At 69.7% G+C, this 20,867-nt stretch carries 15 protein-coding genes; 4 read left to right on the top strand and 11 right to left on the bottom strand.

Annotated features, from left to right (window positions below; translation table 11 throughout):
• Positions 1 to 3: 3 nt before the first annotated feature.
• From PBN85_RS10830 to PBN85_RS10805, 6 genes are all read right to left on the bottom strand, one after another.
• Positions 4 to 2,004, bottom strand: a complete 2,001-nt coding sequence (locus PBN85_RS10830) for a chemotaxis protein CheA (protein WP_271298966.1) — start codon at positions 2,002 to 2,004, stop codon at positions 4 to 6.
• Positions 2,001 to 2,369 (bottom strand): response regulator, encoded by a 369-nt coding sequence (locus PBN85_RS10825; RefSeq protein WP_037535405.1) that lies wholly within the window; start codon positions 2,367 to 2,369, stop codon positions 2,001 to 2,003. The genes PBN85_RS10830 and PBN85_RS10825 overlap by 4 nt, the downstream gene beginning before the upstream one ends.
• Entirely contained in the window at positions 2,366 to 2,683 is a 318-nt protein-coding gene (locus PBN85_RS10820; RefSeq protein ID WP_051583539.1) for an STAS domain-containing protein, read from the bottom strand. Before PBN85_RS10820 ends, PBN85_RS10825 begins: the two co-directional genes overlap by 4 nt.
• A gap of 222 nt (positions 2,684 to 2,905) precedes the next feature.
• Entirely contained in the window at positions 2,906 to 3,385 is a 480-nt protein-coding gene (locus tag PBN85_RS10815) for a cupin domain-containing protein (protein ID WP_235199795.1), read from the bottom strand.
• A complete protein-coding gene (locus PBN85_RS10810; RefSeq protein ID WP_037535404.1) occupies positions 3,382 to 4,488 on the bottom strand; it encodes a Gfo/Idh/MocA family protein in 1,107 nt (368 codons plus the stop codon). The genes PBN85_RS10815 and PBN85_RS10810 overlap by 4 nt, the downstream gene beginning before the upstream one ends.
• Before the next feature lie 191 nt (positions 4,489 to 4,679).
• Entirely contained in the window at positions 4,680 to 6,677 is a 1,998-nt protein-coding gene (locus PBN85_RS10805) for a TonB-dependent receptor (protein WP_271298965.1), read from the bottom strand.
• Here PBN85_RS10805 and PBN85_RS10800 point away from each other — a divergent pair.
• Positions 6,649 to 6,975 (top strand): hypothetical protein, encoded by a 327-nt coding sequence (locus tag PBN85_RS10800; protein ID WP_271298964.1) that lies wholly within the window; start codon positions 6,649 to 6,651, stop codon positions 6,973 to 6,975. The genes PBN85_RS10805 and PBN85_RS10800 overlap by 29 nt on opposite strands.
• Positions 6,976 to 7,042: 67 nt before the next feature.
• On the opposite strand, the gene PBN85_RS10795 is transcribed toward PBN85_RS10800, so the two are convergent.
• Both PBN85_RS10795 and glpK read right to left on the bottom strand, forming a co-directional pair.
• Positions 7,043 to 9,334, bottom strand: a complete 2,292-nt coding sequence (locus PBN85_RS10795) for a TonB-dependent receptor (protein WP_271298963.1) — start codon at positions 9,332 to 9,334, stop codon at positions 7,043 to 7,045.
• 85 nt (positions 9,335 to 9,419) lie between these two features.
• On the bottom strand, positions 9,420 to 10,925 hold the full coding sequence (glpK, locus tag PBN85_RS10790; protein ID WP_271298962.1) for a glycerol kinase GlpK: 1,506 nt from the start codon (positions 10,923 to 10,925) through the stop codon (positions 9,420 to 9,422).
• Positions 10,926 to 11,034: 109 nt separating this feature from the next.
• Here glpK and PBN85_RS10785 point away from each other — a divergent pair, with 109 nt between their 5' ends.
• From PBN85_RS10785 to PBN85_RS10775, 3 genes are all read left to right on the top strand, one after another.
• Positions 11,035 to 12,525 (top strand): glycerol-3-phosphate dehydrogenase, encoded by a 1,491-nt coding sequence (locus PBN85_RS10785; protein WP_271298961.1) that lies wholly within the window; start codon positions 11,035 to 11,037, stop codon positions 12,523 to 12,525.
• 66 nt (positions 12,526 to 12,591) lie between these two features.
• Positions 12,592 to 13,944, top strand: a complete 1,353-nt coding sequence (locus tag PBN85_RS10780) for a carboxylesterase/lipase family protein (protein WP_271298960.1) — start codon at positions 12,592 to 12,594, stop codon at positions 13,942 to 13,944.
• A complete protein-coding gene (locus PBN85_RS10775) occupies positions 13,941 to 14,954 on the top strand; it encodes an SMP-30/gluconolactonase/LRE family protein (protein WP_271298959.1) in 1,014 nt (337 codons plus the stop codon). Before PBN85_RS10780 ends, PBN85_RS10775 begins: the two co-directional genes overlap by 4 nt.
• 4 nt (positions 14,955 to 14,958) lie before the next feature.
• On the opposite strand, the gene PBN85_RS10770 is transcribed toward PBN85_RS10775, so the two are convergent.
• The 3 genes from PBN85_RS10770 to PBN85_RS10760 form a co-directional block, all read right to left on the bottom strand.
• Positions 14,959 to 17,961: a ligand-binding sensor domain-containing diguanylate cyclase gene (locus tag PBN85_RS10770; protein WP_271298958.1), complete on the bottom strand. Its 3,003-nt coding sequence runs from the start codon at positions 17,959 to 17,961 to the stop codon at positions 14,959 to 14,961.
• Positions 17,962 to 18,042: 81 nt separating this feature from the next.
• Positions 18,043 to 19,056, bottom strand: coding sequence for a copper resistance protein B (locus tag PBN85_RS10765; protein WP_271298957.1), 1,014 nt, complete (start codon positions 19,054 to 19,056; stop codon positions 18,043 to 18,045).
• Positions 19,053 to 20,789, bottom strand: coding sequence for a copper resistance system multicopper oxidase (locus PBN85_RS10760; protein WP_271298956.1), 1,737 nt, complete (start codon positions 20,787 to 20,789; stop codon positions 19,053 to 19,055). Before PBN85_RS10760 ends, PBN85_RS10765 begins: the two co-directional genes overlap by 4 nt.
• Positions 20,790 to 20,867 lie beyond the last annotated feature (78 nt).

The raw sequence follows: 20,867 nt of genomic DNA, 5'->3' as shown, positions 1-20,867 counted from the left end.
GGCTTATACCGCGGCGTAGCGCCGCTCCTCCCGGGGCTGCGCGAGATCGACCAGATGGCCGATGTCGAGAATGAGCGCGACGTGACCGTCGCCGAGGATCGTCGCGCCGGAGAAGGCGCCGACGTTGCGGTGGAGCATCGACATCGACTTGATGACGGTCTGATGGTTGCCGATGATCTGATCGACGACGAGGCCGACGCGCTCGCTGCCGATCGAGACGACGACGATCTTCTGATAGGGGTCGGGTTTGGTGCCGGTGGCGAACAGCTCGCGCAGCCGGACGAACGGCACCAGCCGGTCGCGCAGGCTGATCAGACTGCGGCCGTGCGAGCGGCGGTCCTCCTCGGCACTGAGTTCGAGGCATTCCTCGACCGCGCCGAGCGGCAGCACGTAGCGCCCGTCGCCGACCCGGACGAGCAATCCGTCGATGATCGCCAGCGTCAGCGGGATGCGCAGCGTGATCGTCGAACCCTCGCCCTCGATGGAGGCGAGGTCGATCGTGCCGCGCAGCGTCTCGATCGTCCGCTTGACCACATCCATGCCGACGCCGCGCCCCGACAGGCTGGTGACCTGCGTCGCGGTCGAAAAGCCGGGCGCGAAGATGAGCGCGAGCAATTCGTTATCGGTGAGCGGCTGGTCCGGCTGGATCAGGCCGTTCTCCTCGGCGCGGGCGCGGACGCGGGCGCGGTCGATGCCGCGGCCGTCGTCGTGGACGGTGATCACCACCTCGCCGCCGGCATGATGCGCCGACAGGCGGACGGTGCCGGTGGCAGGCTTGCCGGCGGCCTGGCGCACCTCGGCGGGTTCGAGGCCATGGTCGCAGCTGTTGCGGACGATATGGACGAGCGGATCGAACAGCCGCTCGATCACCGTCTTGTCGATCTCGGTCGCCTCGCCCTCGGTGATCAGATCGATCGTCTTGCCGGTATCGCGGGCGAGATCGTGGATCAGGCGGCGGAAGCGGCTGAACAAGGTGCCGACCGGCACCATCCGCAGCCCCATCATCGTCGCGCGCAATTCGTCGGATAGCCGCTCGATCTCCTCGGAGACGGATCGCAGCGCGACGCCGCCGTCCTGCTGCGCGAGCTGCGACAGCCGGCTCTGCGCGATGACCAGTTCGCCAACGCGATCCATCAGCAGGTCGAGCCGGTCGGCGGGGACGCGTACGCTCTGCGCCGCGGTGCGGACGAGGAGCTTGGCGGCCGGCTCGCCGTCGTCGTCGTTCGCCGCCTGGCCTTGCGCCGCGACGACGGGATCGGGTTCGTGCGCGACCGGCGCCTCGTCGACCGGCGCCTCGTCGATCGGCAGGGCGTCGGCCCCGGCCGGCACCGCCTCCGCCGCGATCGGCGCGATCTCGAGCAGCATGTCGTCCATGACGAACAGGAAGACGTCCTCGATCGCCTCGCGGCCGACGTCACCGATCAGCGTCACGTCCCAGCCGAGATAGCAGTCGCGCACGTTGAGCGCGGGCAGCGGCGGCACGCGATCGGTCCGCACGGTGACGGTGCAGTCGCCGAGCGCGCGCAACTCGTCGAGCAGCATCAGCGGATTGGTGCCGTTGCGCATCGAATCGCGCGGCAGCTGGAAATAGAGGCGCCAGCCGCGGCGCGACACCGGCGCGGGCGGCTCGGCACCGGCGGCGGCGCTGACCGCGGCCTCCAGTCGCGCAAGGATCGCCGCATCCTCGCCCGGCGCGGCATCGCCGTCGAGCAAAGCGCGCATATGGTCCGCCGCCGACAGGATCACCGCGACCAGCGCGGCGGTCGCCGGTACGACGCCTTTGCGCACCTTGTCGAAGGCGCTTTCGCAATGGTGGGTGAAGGCGGCGAGCGCGTCGAAGCCGAACATCGCGCCCGACCCCTTGAGCGTGTGCAGCCCGCGGAACACCGCATCGACCAGCGTCTTGTCGCCGAGCTGATGGTTGAGATCGAGCAGATCCTGCTCGAGCCCGTCGAGCAGTTCCTCCGCTTCGACACGGAAGGCGGCGGCGGGATCCTCGCTCACCGGCCCAGCACCTTGCGCGCGGTCTTGATCAGCTGCTCGGGCTCGAACGGCTTGACCAGCCAGCCGGTCGCGCCCGCCTCGCGCGCCTGCGCCTTGATGTCGCCATCCGATTCGGTGGTGAGGAACAGGATTGGCACGCCGGCCTGATCGGGCTGTTTGCGCAGCTCGCGGATCATCGTCAGCCCATCCATGTTGGGCATGTTGAGATCGGTGACGATCAGGTCGAACCGCGTCTCCGCCGCTTTCGCCAGCCCTTCGAGCCCGTCGCCCGCCTCGGTCACCGCATAGCCCGCGCCGGTCAGCGCGATGCGGATCGCCATGCGCAGGCTGGCGCTGTCATCGACGGTGAGGATGGAAGCGGTCATTGCGGCAGATCTCCGTGGAACCAGAATGTTGCGTCGGCAGGGACGATGGCGGTGAGGAAGCCCGCGGCATCGAGCAGCGTGGTGAGGCGGGCGTCGGCGGGCTGGGCGAGGCGCAGATCGTGGCCGATCTGATCGGCATGCCGCCGCGCCGAGACCAGCAGTTGCAGGATGCTGAGGTCGATCCGCGTCGCTTGGCTGAGGTCGATCACCGTATCGGCATGCGCGTCGATCGACTCGAGCAAAGGACCGGCGATGTCGCCGATCGATTGCAGGCACGCATTCTCATTGAACACCAAGCTATTGGTGGCCATCATCTTTGCCTCACTGACCCGATCCTACTGTCGCCCCGCGACTGCGACGAAGCGTCAGCCGGAAGCGGGTGTAAGAGAAACTATGTCGGATATGGACAGGATGAATTGATGATAGGTTAACGCTGCCGCGCGCGCGGCGGAAAAGCGCAGCCGGCGCAGCGGCGTGCCGCCCGCTGTCGGGGGGCAGGCGGGCCGCATCGTCACCCGATGCGGCCGGAGCAAGACTTAGCGGTGGGTGCGGATCTTGGTGCCGAGCAGCACCAGCCGCGGGCCGCGGATGCCGAACCAGTGCGGCACCCCGGCGGGGACGAGGAAGACGTCGCCGGTCTTGAGCGGCTGGGTCGTGCCGCCGGCGATGCGGCTGCCCTCGATCAGGTCGGCGCGCGTCGTCTTGGCATCGACGAGGCTGCCGCCTGAGATCATCTCGCCGGCGCCGTCGACGACCATGACATATTCGGCGTCATCGGGATGTACCGCCGGCCGGCCGGGCGCCTTCCAGATCTCCAGCGCCGCGGTCTGGCCATCGGCCTCGACCAGCGGCTGATAGGCGAAGCCCTGGCCGGGCTTCATCGCGCGGTCCATCGCCGCGACCTGCGCGTGGAGCGCCTGACCCGTCGCATGGCGGGCGGGGGCGCTGCTCTGGGCCGCGAGCGGCACGGCGGCGACGACCGCGCATAGCAGCGCGGCGGAGCGGGCGGCGATCACGCCCGGCCGTCCAGCCGGATCGTCCGCCCCTCGCGCGCCGACCGGTAGATCGCCTCGACGATCCGCATGTCGCGCAGCCCCTCTTCGCCCGAGACGATCGGCTCGGCACCGCTGCGGACGCATTGCGCGAGGTGATCGAGCTGGCCGGCGAATTGCGTCTTGGCGGGGCCGGCGGGCGGCGTCACCTCGCGCTCGCGGCCGTCGCGGCCGGTCCACATGTGATTGCCGTCGTAGCGCGTTGCCGGTTCGAGCTCGATCCGCCCCTTGTCGCCCATCAGCAGGATATGGTTCTGGTTGGCGCTGTACATCGACTGGCAGCCGGCGATCGCGCCCGAGGGGAATTCGAGCGTCCACTCGATCATGTCCTCGACCTCGGTGAAGCGCGGATCGCGCCGGTCGGTGGATTCGCGGGCGGTCACCGCGATCGGCTCCTCGCCGGTCATGTAGCGCGCCGCCTGGAGGCTGTAGACGCCCATGTCCATCAGCGAGCCGCCGCCGGCGAGCGCGCGCTTGAGCCGCCAGGCCGAGGGGCTGCCCTGGGTGAAGCCGTGTTCGGTGCGGACGTAGCGGATCTTGCCGGCCGCGCCGCTGCGGGCGAGGCGCATCGCCTCGAGGTTGAACGGCTCGAAATGGCAGCGATAGCCGATCATCAGCTTGCGATTGGCGCGCTTGCACGCGGCGATCATCGCCTCGCATTCCGCCACCGACACCGCCATCGGCTTTTCGCACATGACGTGCTTGCCGGCCTTGGCGGCGCGGATCGTATATTCGGCGTGCATTGAATTGGGCAGGCAGACATAGACGATGTCGACATCGGGATTGTCGCGGATCGAATCGAAATTGGCGTAGGAATAGACCGAGCGCGCGGGCAGGCCGTGCTCCGCGGCGACGCGCTGCGCCTTGGCGGGATCGCCGCTGACCACCGCGGCAAGGCGGCTGTGCGTGCAATTGGCGAATTGCGGGATGATGACGCCGAGCCCGTAGGTGCCGAGCCCGACGATCGCATAGCCGAGCGGACGATCGGGCGCGGCACGCGCGATGCCGCTGGCGCCGACGGTCAGCGCAGCGGCCGAGAGCAACAGATCACGACGGGCGATATCCAAGCGCTTCCTCCCCTGGCGAAGACGCGCTCCGCCGTTTGACGTCGCTCCGACGAGCGATCTGTCCCGGGCCGCGACTCACGACCCGGCCTTGTGGTAGTCGAGGCGGTCGGACAGATTCAAGCGCGATTATCGCGACTTTCGCGAGGGTTAGCAGAAAGGCGGCGGTTGCCGCGGCCGCCTGTCGGACAGGATCAGAAATTCAACCCGACGCGGATGCCGCCATAGCGGCGAAAGTCGCGCGGCAGCAGCGCGGCGGTGGCGACGTTGAGGCCGAAATTGCCCGCGACGTTGACCATCGAACTGTAGTGGCGCTGGTCGAAGACGTTGTCGAGGAAGGCGACCGCCTCCCAGCGATGATGATCGTCGCGCATGCCGAGGCTGCAATTGACGATCTGATAGGCGGCCTGGGCGACTTCGGGATCGCGCGGTGCATAGGTCATCGCGCCCTGATATTCCCACGTCACCTGCATCACGCCGCGACGGTTGCCGCCGATCGCCGGCGCATAATCGGCGGTGGCGTTGAGCCGCCAGGTGGGCGCCTGCGGAAGACGCTCGCCCGACAGGTCTTGCCGGCGCGTCCGGTCCGGACAGCCGCCCGCGCTCGTCTGGAGCGGATAGCAGGGCGCGTCGGCGAATTTCAGATAATTGGCACGCAGGTAGCTGGCATTGCCGTTCAGGGTGAGGTCGCCGGTCGGACGCGCCACTCCCTCGACCTCGATCCCGCGGGTCACCAGGCTGCCGACATTGGCCAGGCGGTTGATGAACCGCCCGTCGGCGAAGGTCTCGATCGTCTGCGCCTGCAGATCGCGATAATGGGTGTTGAAGAAGGTGACGTTGACCGTCAGCCGCCGATCGAGCCACTGGCTGCGGATGCCGATCTCCTTGTCGCGCGAGCGTTCCGGACGGATCGGCCCGGAATCGGCGCGCGCCTGATCGAAGCCGGTCGACAAATCGTAGGATTGGCCCTTGTAGCCGGTGGCGTAGCTGGCGAACAGCATCAGGTCGCGCGTCGCCTGATAGTTCATCCCGAGGTGATAGGTGAAGGCGTCGTCGCTGTCATGGCCGGCATAGCTCTTGCCGGTGAGCTGGGCGTCATAGGTATAATGGACGCGTTCGTTCTGGACGCGGGCGCCGGCGGTGGCGGTGAGATCCGGAACGAATTGCCAGTCGATCTGGCCGAAGCCGGCGATCTGCCGCGAGCCGGCGGTGGCGTGGAGGCGCGACAGGGCGAAGCCGGGGCCACGGTAGAAGGGGCGATCGAACCCGGTGTCCGCGTAATAGACGCCGAGCGCGTAGCGGAAGGCAGCATCGTCGGGGGACAGCAGGCGGAATTCCTGCGTGAACAGTTCCGAGCGGAAGATGCCGATCTCCTGCGAGATGCCGGTGAATTTGGTCGCCGCGGTATCGTCATAGTCGAAATAATCGTTGAGCTTGAACCGGTCGACGTTGGTCAGGCTGAGCAGGCTGATCTTGCCGAGCTCGAGCTCGCTGCGCAGCAACGCGCCGCCGCCGTGATAGCGCGTCGCGGAGGGCGAATTATAGGCAACGGTGTGATTGTCCGGGCCGATCGCGACGCCGGGAAGAACGACCGCTCGGGTCAGCTCGGGGTCGCCGCGCAACCGTGCCTCGGGCGACAGGCGGATGAGCGGGCGCGCCGCCGTCGTGTCGCCGGTCAGATAATTGCCCGACAGCGTGAAGGTGAGCTGCGAGCTCGCCTTCCAGCGTAATTTGGCGCGGCTGTTGAGCGTGTTGCGGCCGTTGACGCGCTTGCCGTTGATGACGTTCAGCGCATTGCCGTCCCAATGCGTATAGCCGCCGGCAAAGACGAAGCCGAGCGTATCGGTCAGCGGACCGGTGATGCTCAGCGATTCGCCGAATTCATGGTCGCCGGTGACGCGGGCGTTGGCGCGGATGTTCAGATCGTCGGTCGGTTGCGTCGTCATGATCTTGATGAGGCCCGCCGACGCCGCCTTGCCGTAGAGGGTGCTTTGCGGGCCGCGCAGCACCTCGATCTGCGCGACATCGGGCAGGTCGTTGATCGCGCGGGCGAGGAAGGCGACGGGCGCACCGTCGATGGTGACGGCGACGCTCGATTCGACGCCGATCGCATAGGCGAACGTGCCGATGCCGCGGATCGACACGTTGGTGTTGACCGGGTGATTGGCCGGCCGCACGACCAGCGACGGCATCACCCTGTCCAGATCCTGGAAGGTGGATGCCCTGCGCCTCAAGCTGCGTCGCGGTGATCACCTGCACCGGCAGCGGCACGCGCTGCATATTCTCGAACCGCTTCTGCGCGGTGGTGGTGACGATGATCTCGCCGTCGTCGCCGGCCGTGACGACGCCGAACTGGCCGGGCTTCTGCGGCGCCAGGGTCTCGGCCGCCGCCACCTGCGCGGTGGCGAGCGCGGCGATGGACAGGGTGAGGCGGCTCATCGTCCGCGTCGACATCGAAACGTTCACCCTATCCCCCTGTGGTGTTACTGATCCTCATGAGCATTGTAGAGGGGGATGCGGGGGCGCCGCCGTCGCGGCTGCGTTTCGCCGGCGCGCGCTAGAAATCGACGCCGACGCGGATGCCGCCATAGCGCCGGAAGTCGCGCGGCAGTAGCGCCTCCGTCGCAGAGTGTCGGCCGAAGTTGTTCGCGACGTTGACCAGCGCGGTATAATGCTGCTGATCGAAGACGTTGTTGAGGAATGCCACCGCCTGCCAGCGATGCTGTCGGTCGCGGACGCCGAGATCGACGTTGACGATATGATAGCCGCGCTGGAACAGTTCCGGGTCGCGCGCGGCGAATTGCATCGCGCTCTGATATTGCCAGGCGATCTGCATCACGCCGCGGCGATCGTGACCGAGCGCCGGGGAATAATCGGCGCTGGCGTTGAGCCGCCAGCTCGGCGCCTGCGGCACGCGTTCGCCGCTGAGGTCCTGGCGCAGCGGATTGCCCGTACAGCCGAGCGCAGGACTTTGCAGCGGATAGCAGGGCGCGCCGGGGAAGGAGAGATAATGCGCACGCAGATAGGCGGCATTGGCGGTGAGCGTCACCGCGCCGCTCGGTCGTGCCGCCGTCTCGATCTCGATGCCGCGGGTCAGCAGCCGGCCGACGTTGGTCATCCGGTTGATATAGGTCCCGCCCGGCAGGAACTCGATCGTCTGCGCCTGCATGTCGCGGTAATGCGTGTTGAAGAAGGTGAGATTGGCGGTCAGGTGACGATCGAGCCACTGGCTGCGGATGCCGATCTCCTTGTCGCGCGAGCGTTCCGGGCGGATCGGCCCCGCATCGGCCCGCGCCTGATCGAAGCCGGTCGACAGGTCATAGGCTTGCCCCTTGTAGCCGGTGGCATAGCTGGCGAACAGCATCAGGTCGGGCGTCGCGCGATAGTCGAGGCCGAGCCGATAGGTGGCGGCATCGTCGCTCGCCGCACCCGCCCAGCTGGTCGTCGCCGCCGGGTGGCGGCGCGCGGCGAGCCGGTCGGTGAAGGTGTAGGCGACGCGCTCGTTCTGCAGCCGCCCGCCGACGGTGGCGGTGAGCCGCGGCGCGAACGCCCAGTCGATCTGGCCGAAGCCGGCGATCTGCCGCGAGCCGGCGGTGAAATGATAGTCGGACAGCGCGAAGCCGGGACCGCGCGTCGCCGGCCGCTCGAATGCGGCGTCGGCATAATAGAGGCCGAGCGCGTAGCGGAACGGCGCGTCGTCGGGCGACAGCAGCCGCACCTCCTGCGTGAACAGCTGCGAGTGGAAGGTGCCGCGTTCGACGACATAGCCGGTCGGCGCGGTCGAGGCGGTGTCGTCGAAGTCGAGGAAATTGTCGAGCCGGAAGCGGTCGACGCTGGTCAGGCCGAGCAAGGTGATCTTGCCCAAGGCAACGTCGGTGCGCAGCAGCCCGCCGCCGCCGTGATAGGTGGTGCCGGCCGGTGAATTGTAGGTCACGGCCCGGTTGGTCGGGCCGACGCGGACGCCGGGGAGCACCACGTCCGCGCGCTCGCTGTCGACGCCGCGCAGCCGCGCCTCGGGCGCCATATGGACGAATGGCCGGCCGACGCTGGTGCTGCCGGTCAAATAATTGCCCGACAGCGTGAAGGTCAGCGCCGGGTTGACCTTCCAGCGCAATTTGGCGCGTGAACTCAACGTATCGTGACCACCGACGTGTTTGCTGGTGACGAGATTGGTCACATTGCCGTCCCAATGCGTATAGCCACCCGAGAAGACATAGCCGAGCCGATCGGTGAGCGGCCCGGTGATGCTCAGCGTCTCGGCGAATTCGTGATCGCCGGTGAGCCGGGCATTGGCGCGGATATGCAGATCGTCGGTCGGCTGCACCGTCATGATCTTGATCAGGCCGGCCGACGCCGCCTTGCCGTACAGCGTGCTCTGCGGCCCGCGCAGCACCTCGATCTGCGCGACGTCGGGCAGGTCGGTGTTGGCGCGCGCCAGGAAGGCGACGGGGGCGCCGTCGACGGTGACCGCGACGCTCGATTCGACCGCGACGGCATAGGCGAAGGTGCCGACGCCGCGGATCGAAACGTTGGTGTTGACCGGATGCTCCGCCGGACGGACGACGAGAGAGGGCATCACCCGGTCGAGCTCCTGGAAATGGTGGACGCCCTGCAGCTCGAGCTGCGCCGGCGTGACGACCTGCACCGGCAGCGGCACCGACTGGATGTTCTCGAACCGCTTCTGCGCGGTGGTGGTGACGATGATCTCGCCGTCCTTGCCGCTGGTGACCGAGCCGCTCTGACCGTGCTGCGGCACGGGCGCCTCCGCCCGGGCGATCTGGCTGGCGGCGAGTGCGGCGGCAGCGAGCGTGCAGCGGCTGACGGCGTGGCGATCGATACAAAAAGGCACTGGAACCCCCGGCGACGAGAAGCGTCGCCCCCATTGTAGAGGGAGGGGGGAAGCGCCGGAGGCGAACGGCCGGTTATTCCGTGATTTATGTCCCGCTAACCACAGCCGCGCTCAGCGTCCGCCGGACCGCATCGTGCCAGCCGGCGGCGAGCGGCGCGCGCGTCGCTGCGTCCATCGCCGGGGTGAAGCGCCGTTCGCGCGACCAGAGCCGGGACAGATGGTCGAGCCCCGACCAGACACCGGTCGCGAGGCCGGCGTGGAAGGCGGCGCCGCGCGCGGTCGTCTCGAGATCGAGCGGCCGTTCGACCGGCGTGTCGATCATGTCGGCGAGGAAGGCGCACAGCCAGTCGTTCGCCGCCATGCCGCCGTCGACCCGCAGCGTCGCCGGCCGACCGCCACCGTCCGCCGCCATCGCGCCGATCAGGTCCATCGTCTGGAACGCCACCGCCTCCAGCGCCGCGCGGGCGAGATGCGCCGCGCCGGCGCCGAGCGTCAGGCCATAGATCGCGCCGCGCGCGTGCGGGTCCCAATGCGGCGCGCCGAGCCCGGCGAAGGCGGGGACCATATAGACGCCGTGATTGTCGGGCACGCGCGTCGCCAGATCGTCGGTCTGGCTGGCATGGGTGATGACGCCGAGGCCGTCGCGCAGCCATTTGACCGCCGCGCCGGCGACGAAGATCGAGCCCTCCAGCGCATAGACCGTCTCGCCGCCGAGCCGATAGGCCGGGGTGGTGAGCAGGCGGTGGTGCGAGGCGACCGCCGTCGCGCCGGTGTTGAGCAGCATGAAGCAGCCGGTGCCATAGGTCGATTTGGCCATGCCCGGCGCGAAGCACGCCTGACCGAACAGTGCCGCCTGCTGATCGCCGGCGATCCCCGCCACCGGCACCGCCGCGCCGAGCAGGTCGGGCAGGGTGGTGCCGTAGACGTGCGCATTGTCATGCACCTGCGGCAGTATCGCCGCCGGCACCCGCAGCAGCCGGCACAGATCGTCGTCCCATTGCTGGCGGTGGATGTCGAACAGCATCGTACGCGCGGCGTTGGTGATGTCGGTCGCATGGACCGCGCCGCCGGTGAGTCGCCAGAGCAGGAAGCTGTCGATCGTGCCGAAGGCGAGTTCGCCCCGCTCCGCCCGCGCCCGCGCGCCGGCGACGTGATCGAGCAGCCAGGCGATCTTGGTCGCGGAGAAATAGGGATCGATCAGCAGACCGGTGCGCGCGCGGATCAGCGGCTCGGCACCGTCGGCTCGCAATCGCTCGCACTCGCCCGCGCCGCGCCGGTCCTGCCACACGATCGCGCGGTGGATCGGCACGCCGGTGGCGCGATCCCACACCACCGCCGTCTCGCGCTGGTTGGTGATGCCGATCGCGGCGAGATCATGCGCGGCGACGCTGCTGTCGGCGAGGGCGGCGCGCGCGGTGGCGAGCACGTCGCGCCAGATGTCGTCGGGATCATGCTCGACCCAGCCGGGGGCGGGATAATGCTGCGCGAACTCCGCCTGGGCGATGCCGACCCGGCGCGCCTCGCCGTCGAAGACGATGCTGCGCGTCGAGGTCGTGCCCTGATCGATGACCAGGATATGCGTCTTGGCCAATGCGATCCCCTCCTTCGACTGACCGGCCGACGCTCCGCCGCTTTGGCGTGACGGTCAAGCCTGTCGCGCCACGGCTATAGCCGCTAGGCTATGCTGCGGAAGGACAGTCATGGAAACGGTCGATCTGCTCGTCGTCGGCGGCGGCATCAACGGCACCGGCATCGCGCGCGATGCGGCGGGGCGTGGACTGTCGGTGCTGCTCGTCGAGCAAGACGATCTCGCCAGTCATACCTCGTCGGCATCGACCAAGCTGATCCACGGCGGTCTGCGCTACCTCGAATATGGCGAACTGCGGCTGGTCCGCGAGGCGCTGATCGAGCGCGAGCGGCTGTGGGGAATGGCCCCGCACATCATCTGGCCGCTGCGATTCGTGCTGCCGCAGACGCATTCGCCGCGGCCGGCGTGGCAGGTCCGAGCCGGACTGTGGCTCTACGATCATCTCGGCGGGCGCAAGCGCCTGCCCGCGACGCAGACCGTCTCGCTGGCCGATACGCCGTTCGGCGCGGGGCTGGCGGATCGCGACGGGCGCGGCTTCGTCTATTCGGACTGCTGGGTCGAGGACAGCCGGCTCGTCGTGCTCAACGCGCGCGACGCGGCGGATCGCGGCGCGACGATCTGCACGCGGACGCAGTTGCTCAGCGCCGAACGCGAGGGGGAAGGCTGGCGCGCGCAGCTGCGCGATGCCGCCGGCGGCTCGCGGCAGGTGGCGGCGCGGGCGCTGGTCAACGCCGCGGGACCCTGGGTCGGCGCGGTGCGCGCCCGCAGCGGCAGCGCAAGCGCGGATCGCGGCGTCCGCCTCGTCAAGGGCAGCCATATCGTCGTGCCGCGGCTCTACGACGGCGACCATGCGCTGATGCTGCAGAACGCCGACCGGCGGATCGTCTTCGCCATCCCCTATGAAGGGCGGTTCACGCTGGTCGGCACCACCGACGTGCCGTGGCAGGCCGCACCCGGCCCGGCGGCGATCGACGCGGCGGAGACGCGCTACCTGCTCGACACCATCGCCCGCTATTTCGCGGGCCGCGTCGGGGAGCGCGACATCGTGTGGAGCTATGCCGGCATCCGGCCGCTCTACGACGATCATAGCGCGAATGCGTCGGCGGTGACGCGCGACTATAGGCTCGACCTCGACGCGGGCGAGGGTCGGGCACCGCTGCTCAGCGTCTACGGCGGCAAGATCACCACCTATCGCCGGCTTGCCGAGCAGGCGCTGCACGACCTCGCGCCGTTGCTCGGCAATCGCGCGCCGGCGTGGACCGCCGGGGCGGTACTGCCGGGTGGCGACCTGCCCGACCGGGATATCGCCGGGCTGGTGGCGTCGCTGGTGGCGCAGGCGCCGGACGTGCCGGAGGCGCTGCTGCGGCGGCTGGCGCGCGCCTACGGGACGTTGGCGATGCGAATCCTGGCCCATGGCCTCGGTGGCGACCTCGGCGGCGGGCTGTGCACCGGCGAGGTCGATTATCTGGTCGCGCGTGAATGGGCGCGGACGGCCGAGGACGTGCTGTGGCGGCGCAGCAAGCTCGGGCTGCATGTCCCGGCAGGGACGGAGGCGCGGCTGGCCGCCTATCTCGCCGCGGGGATCCGCGATCTACTACCATGAAGGCGTTGCCCGACCGGCCGCCGCCGTGTCATCGGGGGTCGTAAGCGATAATCCGGAGAGCGGTGTATGACATGGAGAGCAGGACTGGCGCTGGCGGCGTTGATGAGCGCCGGCGCGGCGTCGGCCCAGCAGGGGCCGGTGGTGCGGACTACGGCCGGTCCGGTGCGCGGCGTCGCCGATGCGTCGGTGATCGCGTTCAAGGGCATTCCCTTCGCCGCGCCGCCGGTCGGCGCGTTGCGCTGGCAGGCGCCGCAGCCGCCCAAGCCGTGGACGGCGGTGCGCGACGCGAGCAGCTATGCCGCCGATTGCATGCAATTGCCCTTTCCGAGCGATGCGGCGCCGCTCGGCACGGCGCCGGCGGAAGACTGCCTCTACGCCAACGTCTGGCGCCCCGCGGGCAGCGCGAAGCGGCTGCCGGTGATGGTGTGGATCTATGGCGGCGGCTTCGTCAACGGCGGCTCGTCGCCGCCGACCTATAGCGGCGCGGCGCTGGCGCAGTCGGGCATCGTCGTGGTCAGCTTCAATTATCGGCTCGGACGCTTCGGCACGTTCGCTCACCCTGCGATCCGCCCGGCCGATGCCGATTACGGGCTGCTCGACCAGCTCGCCGCGCTGCGCTGGGTCAAGGCGAACATCGCGGCCTTCGGCGGTGACCCCGATCAGGTGACGATCATCGGCGAGAGCGCGGGCGGCATGTCGGTCCATGCCCTGGTCACCTCGCCCGCGGCGCAGGGTCTGTTCCGCCGCGCGGTCGTGCAATCGGGCGGCGACGGATCGTCCAACGGCAAGACGGTGGCGACCGCGCAGCAGGCGGGTGTCGCCTTCGCCACCGCCCAGGGCATCGCCGCCGACGATCCGCAGGCCGCCGCCAAGCTGCGCGCGCTGCCGGCCGAGCGGGTGATCGACGGCCTCAATCTCGCGGCGATGAACCGGCCGGGCTATAGCGGCCCGGTACCCGACGGCCGCACCTTCGTCGACGCGGGCGAGGCCTATCGCGCCGGTCGGTTCGCGCACGTGCCGGTGATGATCGGCGCGACCAGCGCCGACATCGGCGGCCCCGACGGCTATATGATCGCCGGTGCGCGCGATCTGGCCGGGGTGCTGACGCAGCAGGGCGTGCCGGTCTATCATTACCGCTTCGACTATGTCGCGACCTCGGCGACCACGCCCGATACCAAGGGTGCGGGCCATGCCACCGACATCCCCTTCTTCTTCGACACCGCGGCGATCAAATACGGCGCGGCGACGAGCGCGACCGATCGCGCCGCGGCACGGACGATCAGCCGCTATCTGGTCAATTTCGTCAAGACCGGCGATCCGAACGGCGCCGGGCTGCCGACGTGGCACCGCTATGACGCCAAGACACAGCCGCTGCTGACGCTGACCCGCGCCGGCACCGCCGAGGAGACGAGCCGATGACCTGCCCCGACCGTCGCACCGTGATCGCCGGTGGTCTGGCGCTGTTCGCCATGCCGGCGGCGGCGCAGACCCCGGATGCTCCGCGCGTGCGGCGCCTGTCGCCGGCGCTCGACCGGATGATCGCCCCCGGCACCGAGCCAGAGGTGATCGCGACCGGCATCCGCTGGGCGGAGGGGCCGGTATGGGTACCGAAAGGCGGCTATCTGCTCTTCTCCGATCCGCCCGCCAATCTCATCCGCCGCTGGCAGCGCGGGCGCGGTGCGGTGCCGTTCCTCAACCCGTCGGGCGCGGCGGGCACCGATCCCAAGCTGGTGCGCGAGGCGGGGTCGAACGGTCTCGCGCTCGACGCCGGGGGAGGGCTGCTGATCGCCAACAGCGGCGGGCGCAGCATCGACCGGTTCGACCTCGTCACCCGCAAGCGCACCGTGCTCGCCGATCGCTATGACGGCAAGCGCTTCAACAGCTGCAACGACCTGCACGTCGGGCGCGACGGCAGCATCTGGTTCACCGATCCGCCCTACGGCTTTGCCGACGGCGACGCCTCGCCGCTCAAGGAACAGTCGGTCAACGGCGTCTACCGGCGCTTCCCCGATGGCCGGGTCGTGCTGATCGAGGGCGGGCTGACCCGCCCCAACGGCATCGCGCTGTCGCCCGACGAGCGCCGGCTCTACGTTTCGGTTTCCGACGAACAGATGCCGCGGATCATGGTCTATGATCTCGATGCGGCAGGCAAACCGGGTGGCGGCCGCGTGCTGCTCGACGCACGGGCGATGAAGGCAAAGGGCGGCGCCGGCCTGCCCGACGGGATGAAGGTGGCGCGCGACGGCACGCTCGTCTGTTCCGTGCCGGGCGGGATGATGCTGATGACCCCGGCGGCGGAACCGCTCGGCCTGATCGAGAGCGGCGCGGCGATCGCCAATTGTGCGTTCGGGGAGAATGGCCGGGCGCTCTACCTGACCGCTAACGATCGCGTGCTGCGGCTGGCGCTCCGGCCGGGGTGGCAGGGCTAGGGGGTCAGCCGCCCGGCTCGGTCGGCGAAAGCCGCCACGTGCCGCGGCCCGAGCGTTTGGCATCGTAAAGGGCGAGGTCGGCGAGCTTGTAGACCGCTTCGGTCGACAGCCCCTCGGCCCGCGCCACCACTGCGCCGATGCTGAGCATCACCTGCAACCGGTGCGGCCCGGCGATCACCGGATCGGCGAAGGCGGCGTAGAGGCGGCGGCACATGTCGCCGATCGCGCGGGAGCTGTCGAGACTGGCGATGATGATCGCGAATTCGTCGCCGCCGAGGCGGAAGATACTGTCCTGCTGGCGGATCGCTGCGGTCAGCCGGTCGGCGACCTCGACCAGCAGGGCATCGCCGACGTCATGGCCCAGTTCGTCGTTGACCTGCTTGAACCGGTCGAGGTCGATGAGCAGCAGCGCGAACGGCGCATGCCGCGCCGCGCCGAGATGGCGGCTCAGCGTCTCGCCATAGAGCCGGCGGTTGCCGAGGCCGGTGAGCGTATCGGTATAGGCCAGCTTCTCGAGCTCTGACTGGCTGGCGAGCAGTTCGGCGGTACGCCGTTCGACGAGTCGTTCGAGATGCTTCTGGCGGGCGCGGGCGTGACGCAGCCGCAGATGAACCAGCATATAGACGATCGCGAATGCGGCGACCGCGGCGAGAATGCGGAACGCGATGGTCTCGAACCACCGCCGCGCGACGTCGATCTCCAGCGTCAGCGGCGGTGCGGCGATGCGCCAGCCGCCATGCGCCCCCGGGGTCACCGTCGCGATCATCAGCGTCGCGCGGCCGGGCGGGATATTGGTGTAGCGGGCGACGCGGTGCAGCGCGTCGGTGCGCGTCCAGCCGGTCTCATAGGGCAGCAGCCGATAGGCGTAGATCTGGTCCCGCGCGCCGGCATAATCGAGCCGCGCGAATTCCGCGGTGAGGCTGCGCTGCCCGGTCGGCACGGTCAGCGGCTGTCCGGCCGGTGCGATCACCGGCTGGCCATTGGCGCGGATCGCGGTGAAGCGCAGCGGGGCGGTGGTGGCGGGGCGGGCCGGGGCGGCGGGATCGACCAGGGTCAGGCCGCCGAAGCCGGCGAACATCAGCCGCCCGTCGCCCATCGTCGCGCCGCCGCCGGTCCAATAAGCGGTGAACGGCACGCCGTCCGCCGCGCGGAGCGGCGTCACCGTCAGGCTGGCGGGGTCGATCTGCGCGATGCCGCCGTCGGTGCTCGCCCAGATCGTGCCGCCGCGGTCGGCCAGCAACTTGTCGACCGTATCGTGCGGCAGGCCGTCGCGCCGTCCGATATGCGCCACCGCCCGCCAGCCCGCCGGTCTTCGCGCGAGGATGGTGATGCCGCCGCCGACGGTGCCGGCCCACAGCCGCCCCTGCCGGTCGGCGAGCAGGGTGGACACGTAATTGCCGCGCAGGCCGGACATTGCGTCGCCGCGGACCAGCCGCGTCACCGCGTCGCTGGCGAGATCGACGCGATTGAGGCCGCGCGCGGTGCCGACCCAGAGCAGGTTGCCGGGCATCATTGCCAAGGAGCGGACGCGTGGATCGGTCAGCCGGCCGCTCCATGGCGTCGGCACCGGCGCACCGGGGTGCCGCAGGTCGACCGTCGCGACGCCGCCGCTGCGTGCGCGTCCATTGTCGCTGCCGCCGCCGACGAACATCTGCGTCCCCCGGATCAGCAGCCGCGACCAGGGCAGCGGCGACAGCATGCGGCTGCGCCGCCCGTCGCGCGACACCTGATACAGGCCATCGCCCCCGGCGACGAAGCCGTCGCCGGCCGGGGTGAAGGCAAAGCTCTGCGCGTCGCGGCGCGCGCCGGACAATCGCCGGACAGCGCCGGGCTGGCCCTTGCCGCTCGGCGCCAGGCGGGACGCGGGACCGTCGGGCGAGCCGTACCAGATCGCGCCGTCGGGTGCGGCGCCGAGCGTCCAGGCGACATCCACCGCCTGCGTCGGCGTCGGACGCAGCGCGCCGACCAGCCCGAGCACCCGGCGCGGCGCTGGATCGACGTAGCTCAGCACGGCATCGCTTGCGACCCATACCAGCCCCGATCGATCGCGGAACAGGTGGTTGATGCCATTCTCGGGCAAGGTCGCCGCCAAATTGGCGTCGTGGACGAGCCGGTCGATCCGCGCGCGAACCGGATCGATCGTCACGATGCCCGCGCGCGAGGTGACCCAGAGCTGGCCCGCGCCGGCATCGATGATCGCGCCGAGCGGCGGCGACCGGCCATCGACGCGCAGCGGCCAGTGGCGCACGGTCCCGGCGGCGAGCCGATGCAGCCCCGATCCATGCGTCGCCAGCCACAGCCCGCCGGCGGCATCGTCGTGCAGCCCGGTGATCTCGCCGTCGACGCCGGCGAGCGCGATCGGGACGAAGCGTGCGCCCGCCTGACGGAACAGCCGCGTGCCGACGGCGACCCATAGCGCGCCGCTGCGGCTGCGGTGGAGCGCGGTGATCGCGCCGGCGGGCAGATCGCGAACCATCGTGGCGCGATGATCGGGACCGCGCACACGGCCGAGCCCGACGTCACTGCCCACCCACAGGCCGTCACCGCCGTCGTCGACGATCAGCGTGATATGCGCCTGGTCGAGTGCGGTGCGGTTGAGCGGGCGTCGGAACCGGTCGCTCTGCGGATCGCGCCACCACAGGCCGTCGGCGCTCATGCCCAGCCAGAGCAGCCCGGCACGGTCGGCGTAGACCATGTTGACCATCAGCTCGGGCAATGCGCCCGACCCGTCGGTCGGATCGGTCACATAGCTTTTGAAGCCGGTGCCGTCCCAGCGCGCCAGTCCGCCATCGGTGGCGAGCCAGATGAAACCCTCGCCGTCCTGCGCGACCGCGCGCGGCACGCCGGCGTCCGGGATCGCATCGTCGCGCGCGGCGATCTTGAAGAACAAATCGGCGGCGGCGACCCAGGGATCGGTGCGCGCGGCCGCCGCGGCCGGCGCACGCACCGGCGCAGCGATCATCGCGACCGCGACCATCATCGCAGAGAAACCATAGCGCCACGCCATGATGCTTCATTGCTGAGAGGCGGTTGAAGACTGCTTAATGTAAGTTATGTGATCCGTTTGGGATCACTTTGTTTCTTATCATCAGAACCAGCTTCGCACGCCGAGCACCAGCGCCGCGCCGTCGCCATCCCCGCGGCGATGCTCCCAGCTGATGCCGGCATAAGGCGCGAACTCCCGCCGGATCTCGTAGCGCAGCCGCACCCCCGCCTCGGCCTGCGACAGGCCCGCCGCGATTTCGTCCTGCGGCACGGCCTGGGCGGCGAGGTTGAGCTCGACACGCGGTTGCAGGATCAGGCGCTGGGTGATGCGCTGGTCGGTATAGGCCTGCACCCGGCCGAGCAGGTCGCCGCGATCGGACAGGAACAGCGCGCCCTCGACCTGGAACCAATAAGGGGCGAGGCCCTCGACCCCGATCGTCGCATAGCTGCGTCGCGACGCGGCGCCGACGTCCTGGCGCAGGCCCGCCTGAAGATCGAAATAGGGGCCGATCGCACGCGAATAGAGCGCCTGCACCTCGGCGCGATCGATCCGGTCGATGCGGCCATCGCCTTCGCTCTTGACGACGAGCCGGTCGCGATCGCCGCCGAACCAGCCTTCCCCGTCCCAGCGCAAGCCGTCGCGGCCGTCGCGGATCTGCACCTCGGCGAGATCGAACATCACTTGCCCGAAACGCATCCCGCCATGGTCGCGGCGCATCTGCCGATCCGCCGCCGCCATCGCTGCCGGATCATAGAAGCGCGCGGCGGCGCGATCGCCGGGCGGGGCGGGTGGCAGCGCATCGCCGGCGGGCTGATCGGTACCGATTGTGGCGGCGGCTGCGGGCTTCGCGGGAGCCATGGCCATGCCGGGCCTGTCCGGCATGGCGGGCGCTATCCGGGGTGGCTGGCCGGCGGCGGCGCAATGGCCCATCGCCGCATGCTCCGGCGGGCAGGGGGCCGGTGTCGCCGGGGCAGCCTTGTGGAGAGGCGCGGCTTTCGGCCGGGGCTTCGGTTTGGCGCGGGCGGGCCTGGCCTGCGGCATCGGCATCGTCATGCCGGGCATGTCATGCATCTGCATCTGCGCGACCGGTGCGAGCAGCAGGGCGAGCGCGATCATGCCCCCGCCACCGCGCCGTCGGGGCGGACGCTGACCACCTGCATCATGCCCGCATGCATATGATAGAGAAGATGGCAGTGGAACGCCCAGTCGCCGAAGGCGTCCGCGGTCAGGTCGAAGGTCACCGTGCCGCCCGGCGCGACGTTGACCGTGTGCTTGCGCGGCGCGTGATCGCCATGGCCGGTGACCAGCTCGAAAAAATGACCGTGCAGGTGGATGGGGTGCGCCATCATCGTATCGTTGACCAGGGTGACGCGGACGCGCTCGCCCTGACGGAAGGGGATCGGCGCGGTGACGGCGTTGAGCTTCACCCCGTCGAACGCCCACATATAGCGTTCCATATTGCCGGTGAGGTGGATGCGCAGCTGCCGCGACGGCGCGCGGGTATCGGGATTGGCGGCGAGCGCGACGAGATCGCGATAGACGAGCACGCGGTGGCCGGTATCGGCGAGGCCCTGCGGCGGTTCGCCGGTGCGATCGGTCGGCATCGGCGCGATTGTCTGGACTGCGGGCGTGCGGGGCAGTTCGGGCGCGGTGGCGAAGTCGCGCATGCCATGCTGCATCGGCGCCGCGTCGTGCGTCATCCCCGGCATGTCGGGCATCGCCGCCATGCCGCTCATGCCGCTCATCGCGCCCATCCCCATGTCGCGCATCGTCGCGAGCGGCCGGGCGCGGAGCGGCGGCACTGCGGCGGTCAGGCCGGGACGCGGGGTCAGCGTCGCGCGTGCCATTCCCGAGCGGTCCCAGGCCTCCGCGACCAGGGTATATGCGCGATCCTCCGGCGTGACGATCAGGTCGTAGGTTTCCGCCACGGCGATCTGCAGTTCGTCGACCGTCACCGGCCGCACATATTGCCCGTCCGCCTGCACGACGGTGAGCGCAAGGCCGGGGATGCGCAGGTTGAAGTTGGTCATCGCCGCAGCGTTGATGACGCGCAGCCGGACGCGCTCGCCCGGCGCGAACAGGGCAGTCCAGTCGTCCTGCGGGCCATGGCCGTTGACGAGATAGGTATAGGTCGCGCCGGTGACGTCGGAGACGTCGGTCGGGTCCATCCGCATCCGGCCCCAGTCGCGTCGCTCGGCAGCGGGCTGGTCGCGCCCGGCGATCAGGCCGGCAAGCGTCTGCTTCTGATAGTTGAAATAGCCGCCCTGCTGCTTGAGCTTGGTGAAGATGCGGTGCGGATGCAGCGGGCTATGATCGGACAGCACGACGACATGCTCGCGCTCCGCCGCAACCGGGTCCGGCCCGGCCGGGTCGACGACGATCGGGCCGTAATGCCCCATCTGCTCCTGCAACCCCGAATGGCTGTGATACCAATAGGTCCCCGACTGGACGACGGGGAATTCATAGGTGAAGGTCTCGCCCGGAGCGATGCCGGGAAAGCTGATCCCGGGCACGCCGTCCATCTGGAACGGCACCAGCAGCCCGTGCCAGTGGATCGAGGTCGGCTCGGCGAGGCGATTGGTCACCGCCAGCCGCGCCCTCTGCCCCTCGCGGAGCCGCAGCAGCGGCGCCGGCCAGCTGCCGTTGACGCTGATTGCATGGCCCGTGCGGCCGTCGATCGTCGCCGGGACATGGTCGACGGTGAGCGCGATGTCCGGTCCGGCGAGGGTCGGCCGGGCGGCCAGGCCGGACGAGACCCGCTGCGCCCAGCCCGGTACCGCGATCGCAGTGAGCCCCAGGCCGGCGTGACGCAACAGCCCGCGACGCGACGGACGGAGAGGGGATGTCATCGCCGACATCTGCGCATCGCGACGGCCGCTGGCAAGGTGTGTCACGTCGCGCGCGCGCGATGGCGATGCACCGCCACG

The organism is Sphingomonas sp. CV7422, assembly GCF_027945725.1.
Classification (GTDB): domain Bacteria; phylum Pseudomonadota; class Alphaproteobacteria; order Sphingomonadales; family Sphingomonadaceae; genus Sphingomonas; species Sphingomonas kyungheensis.
The sequence above is the reverse complement of the archived record's forward strand: the minus strand, read 5'-3'. Positions and strand labels throughout refer to the sequence as shown.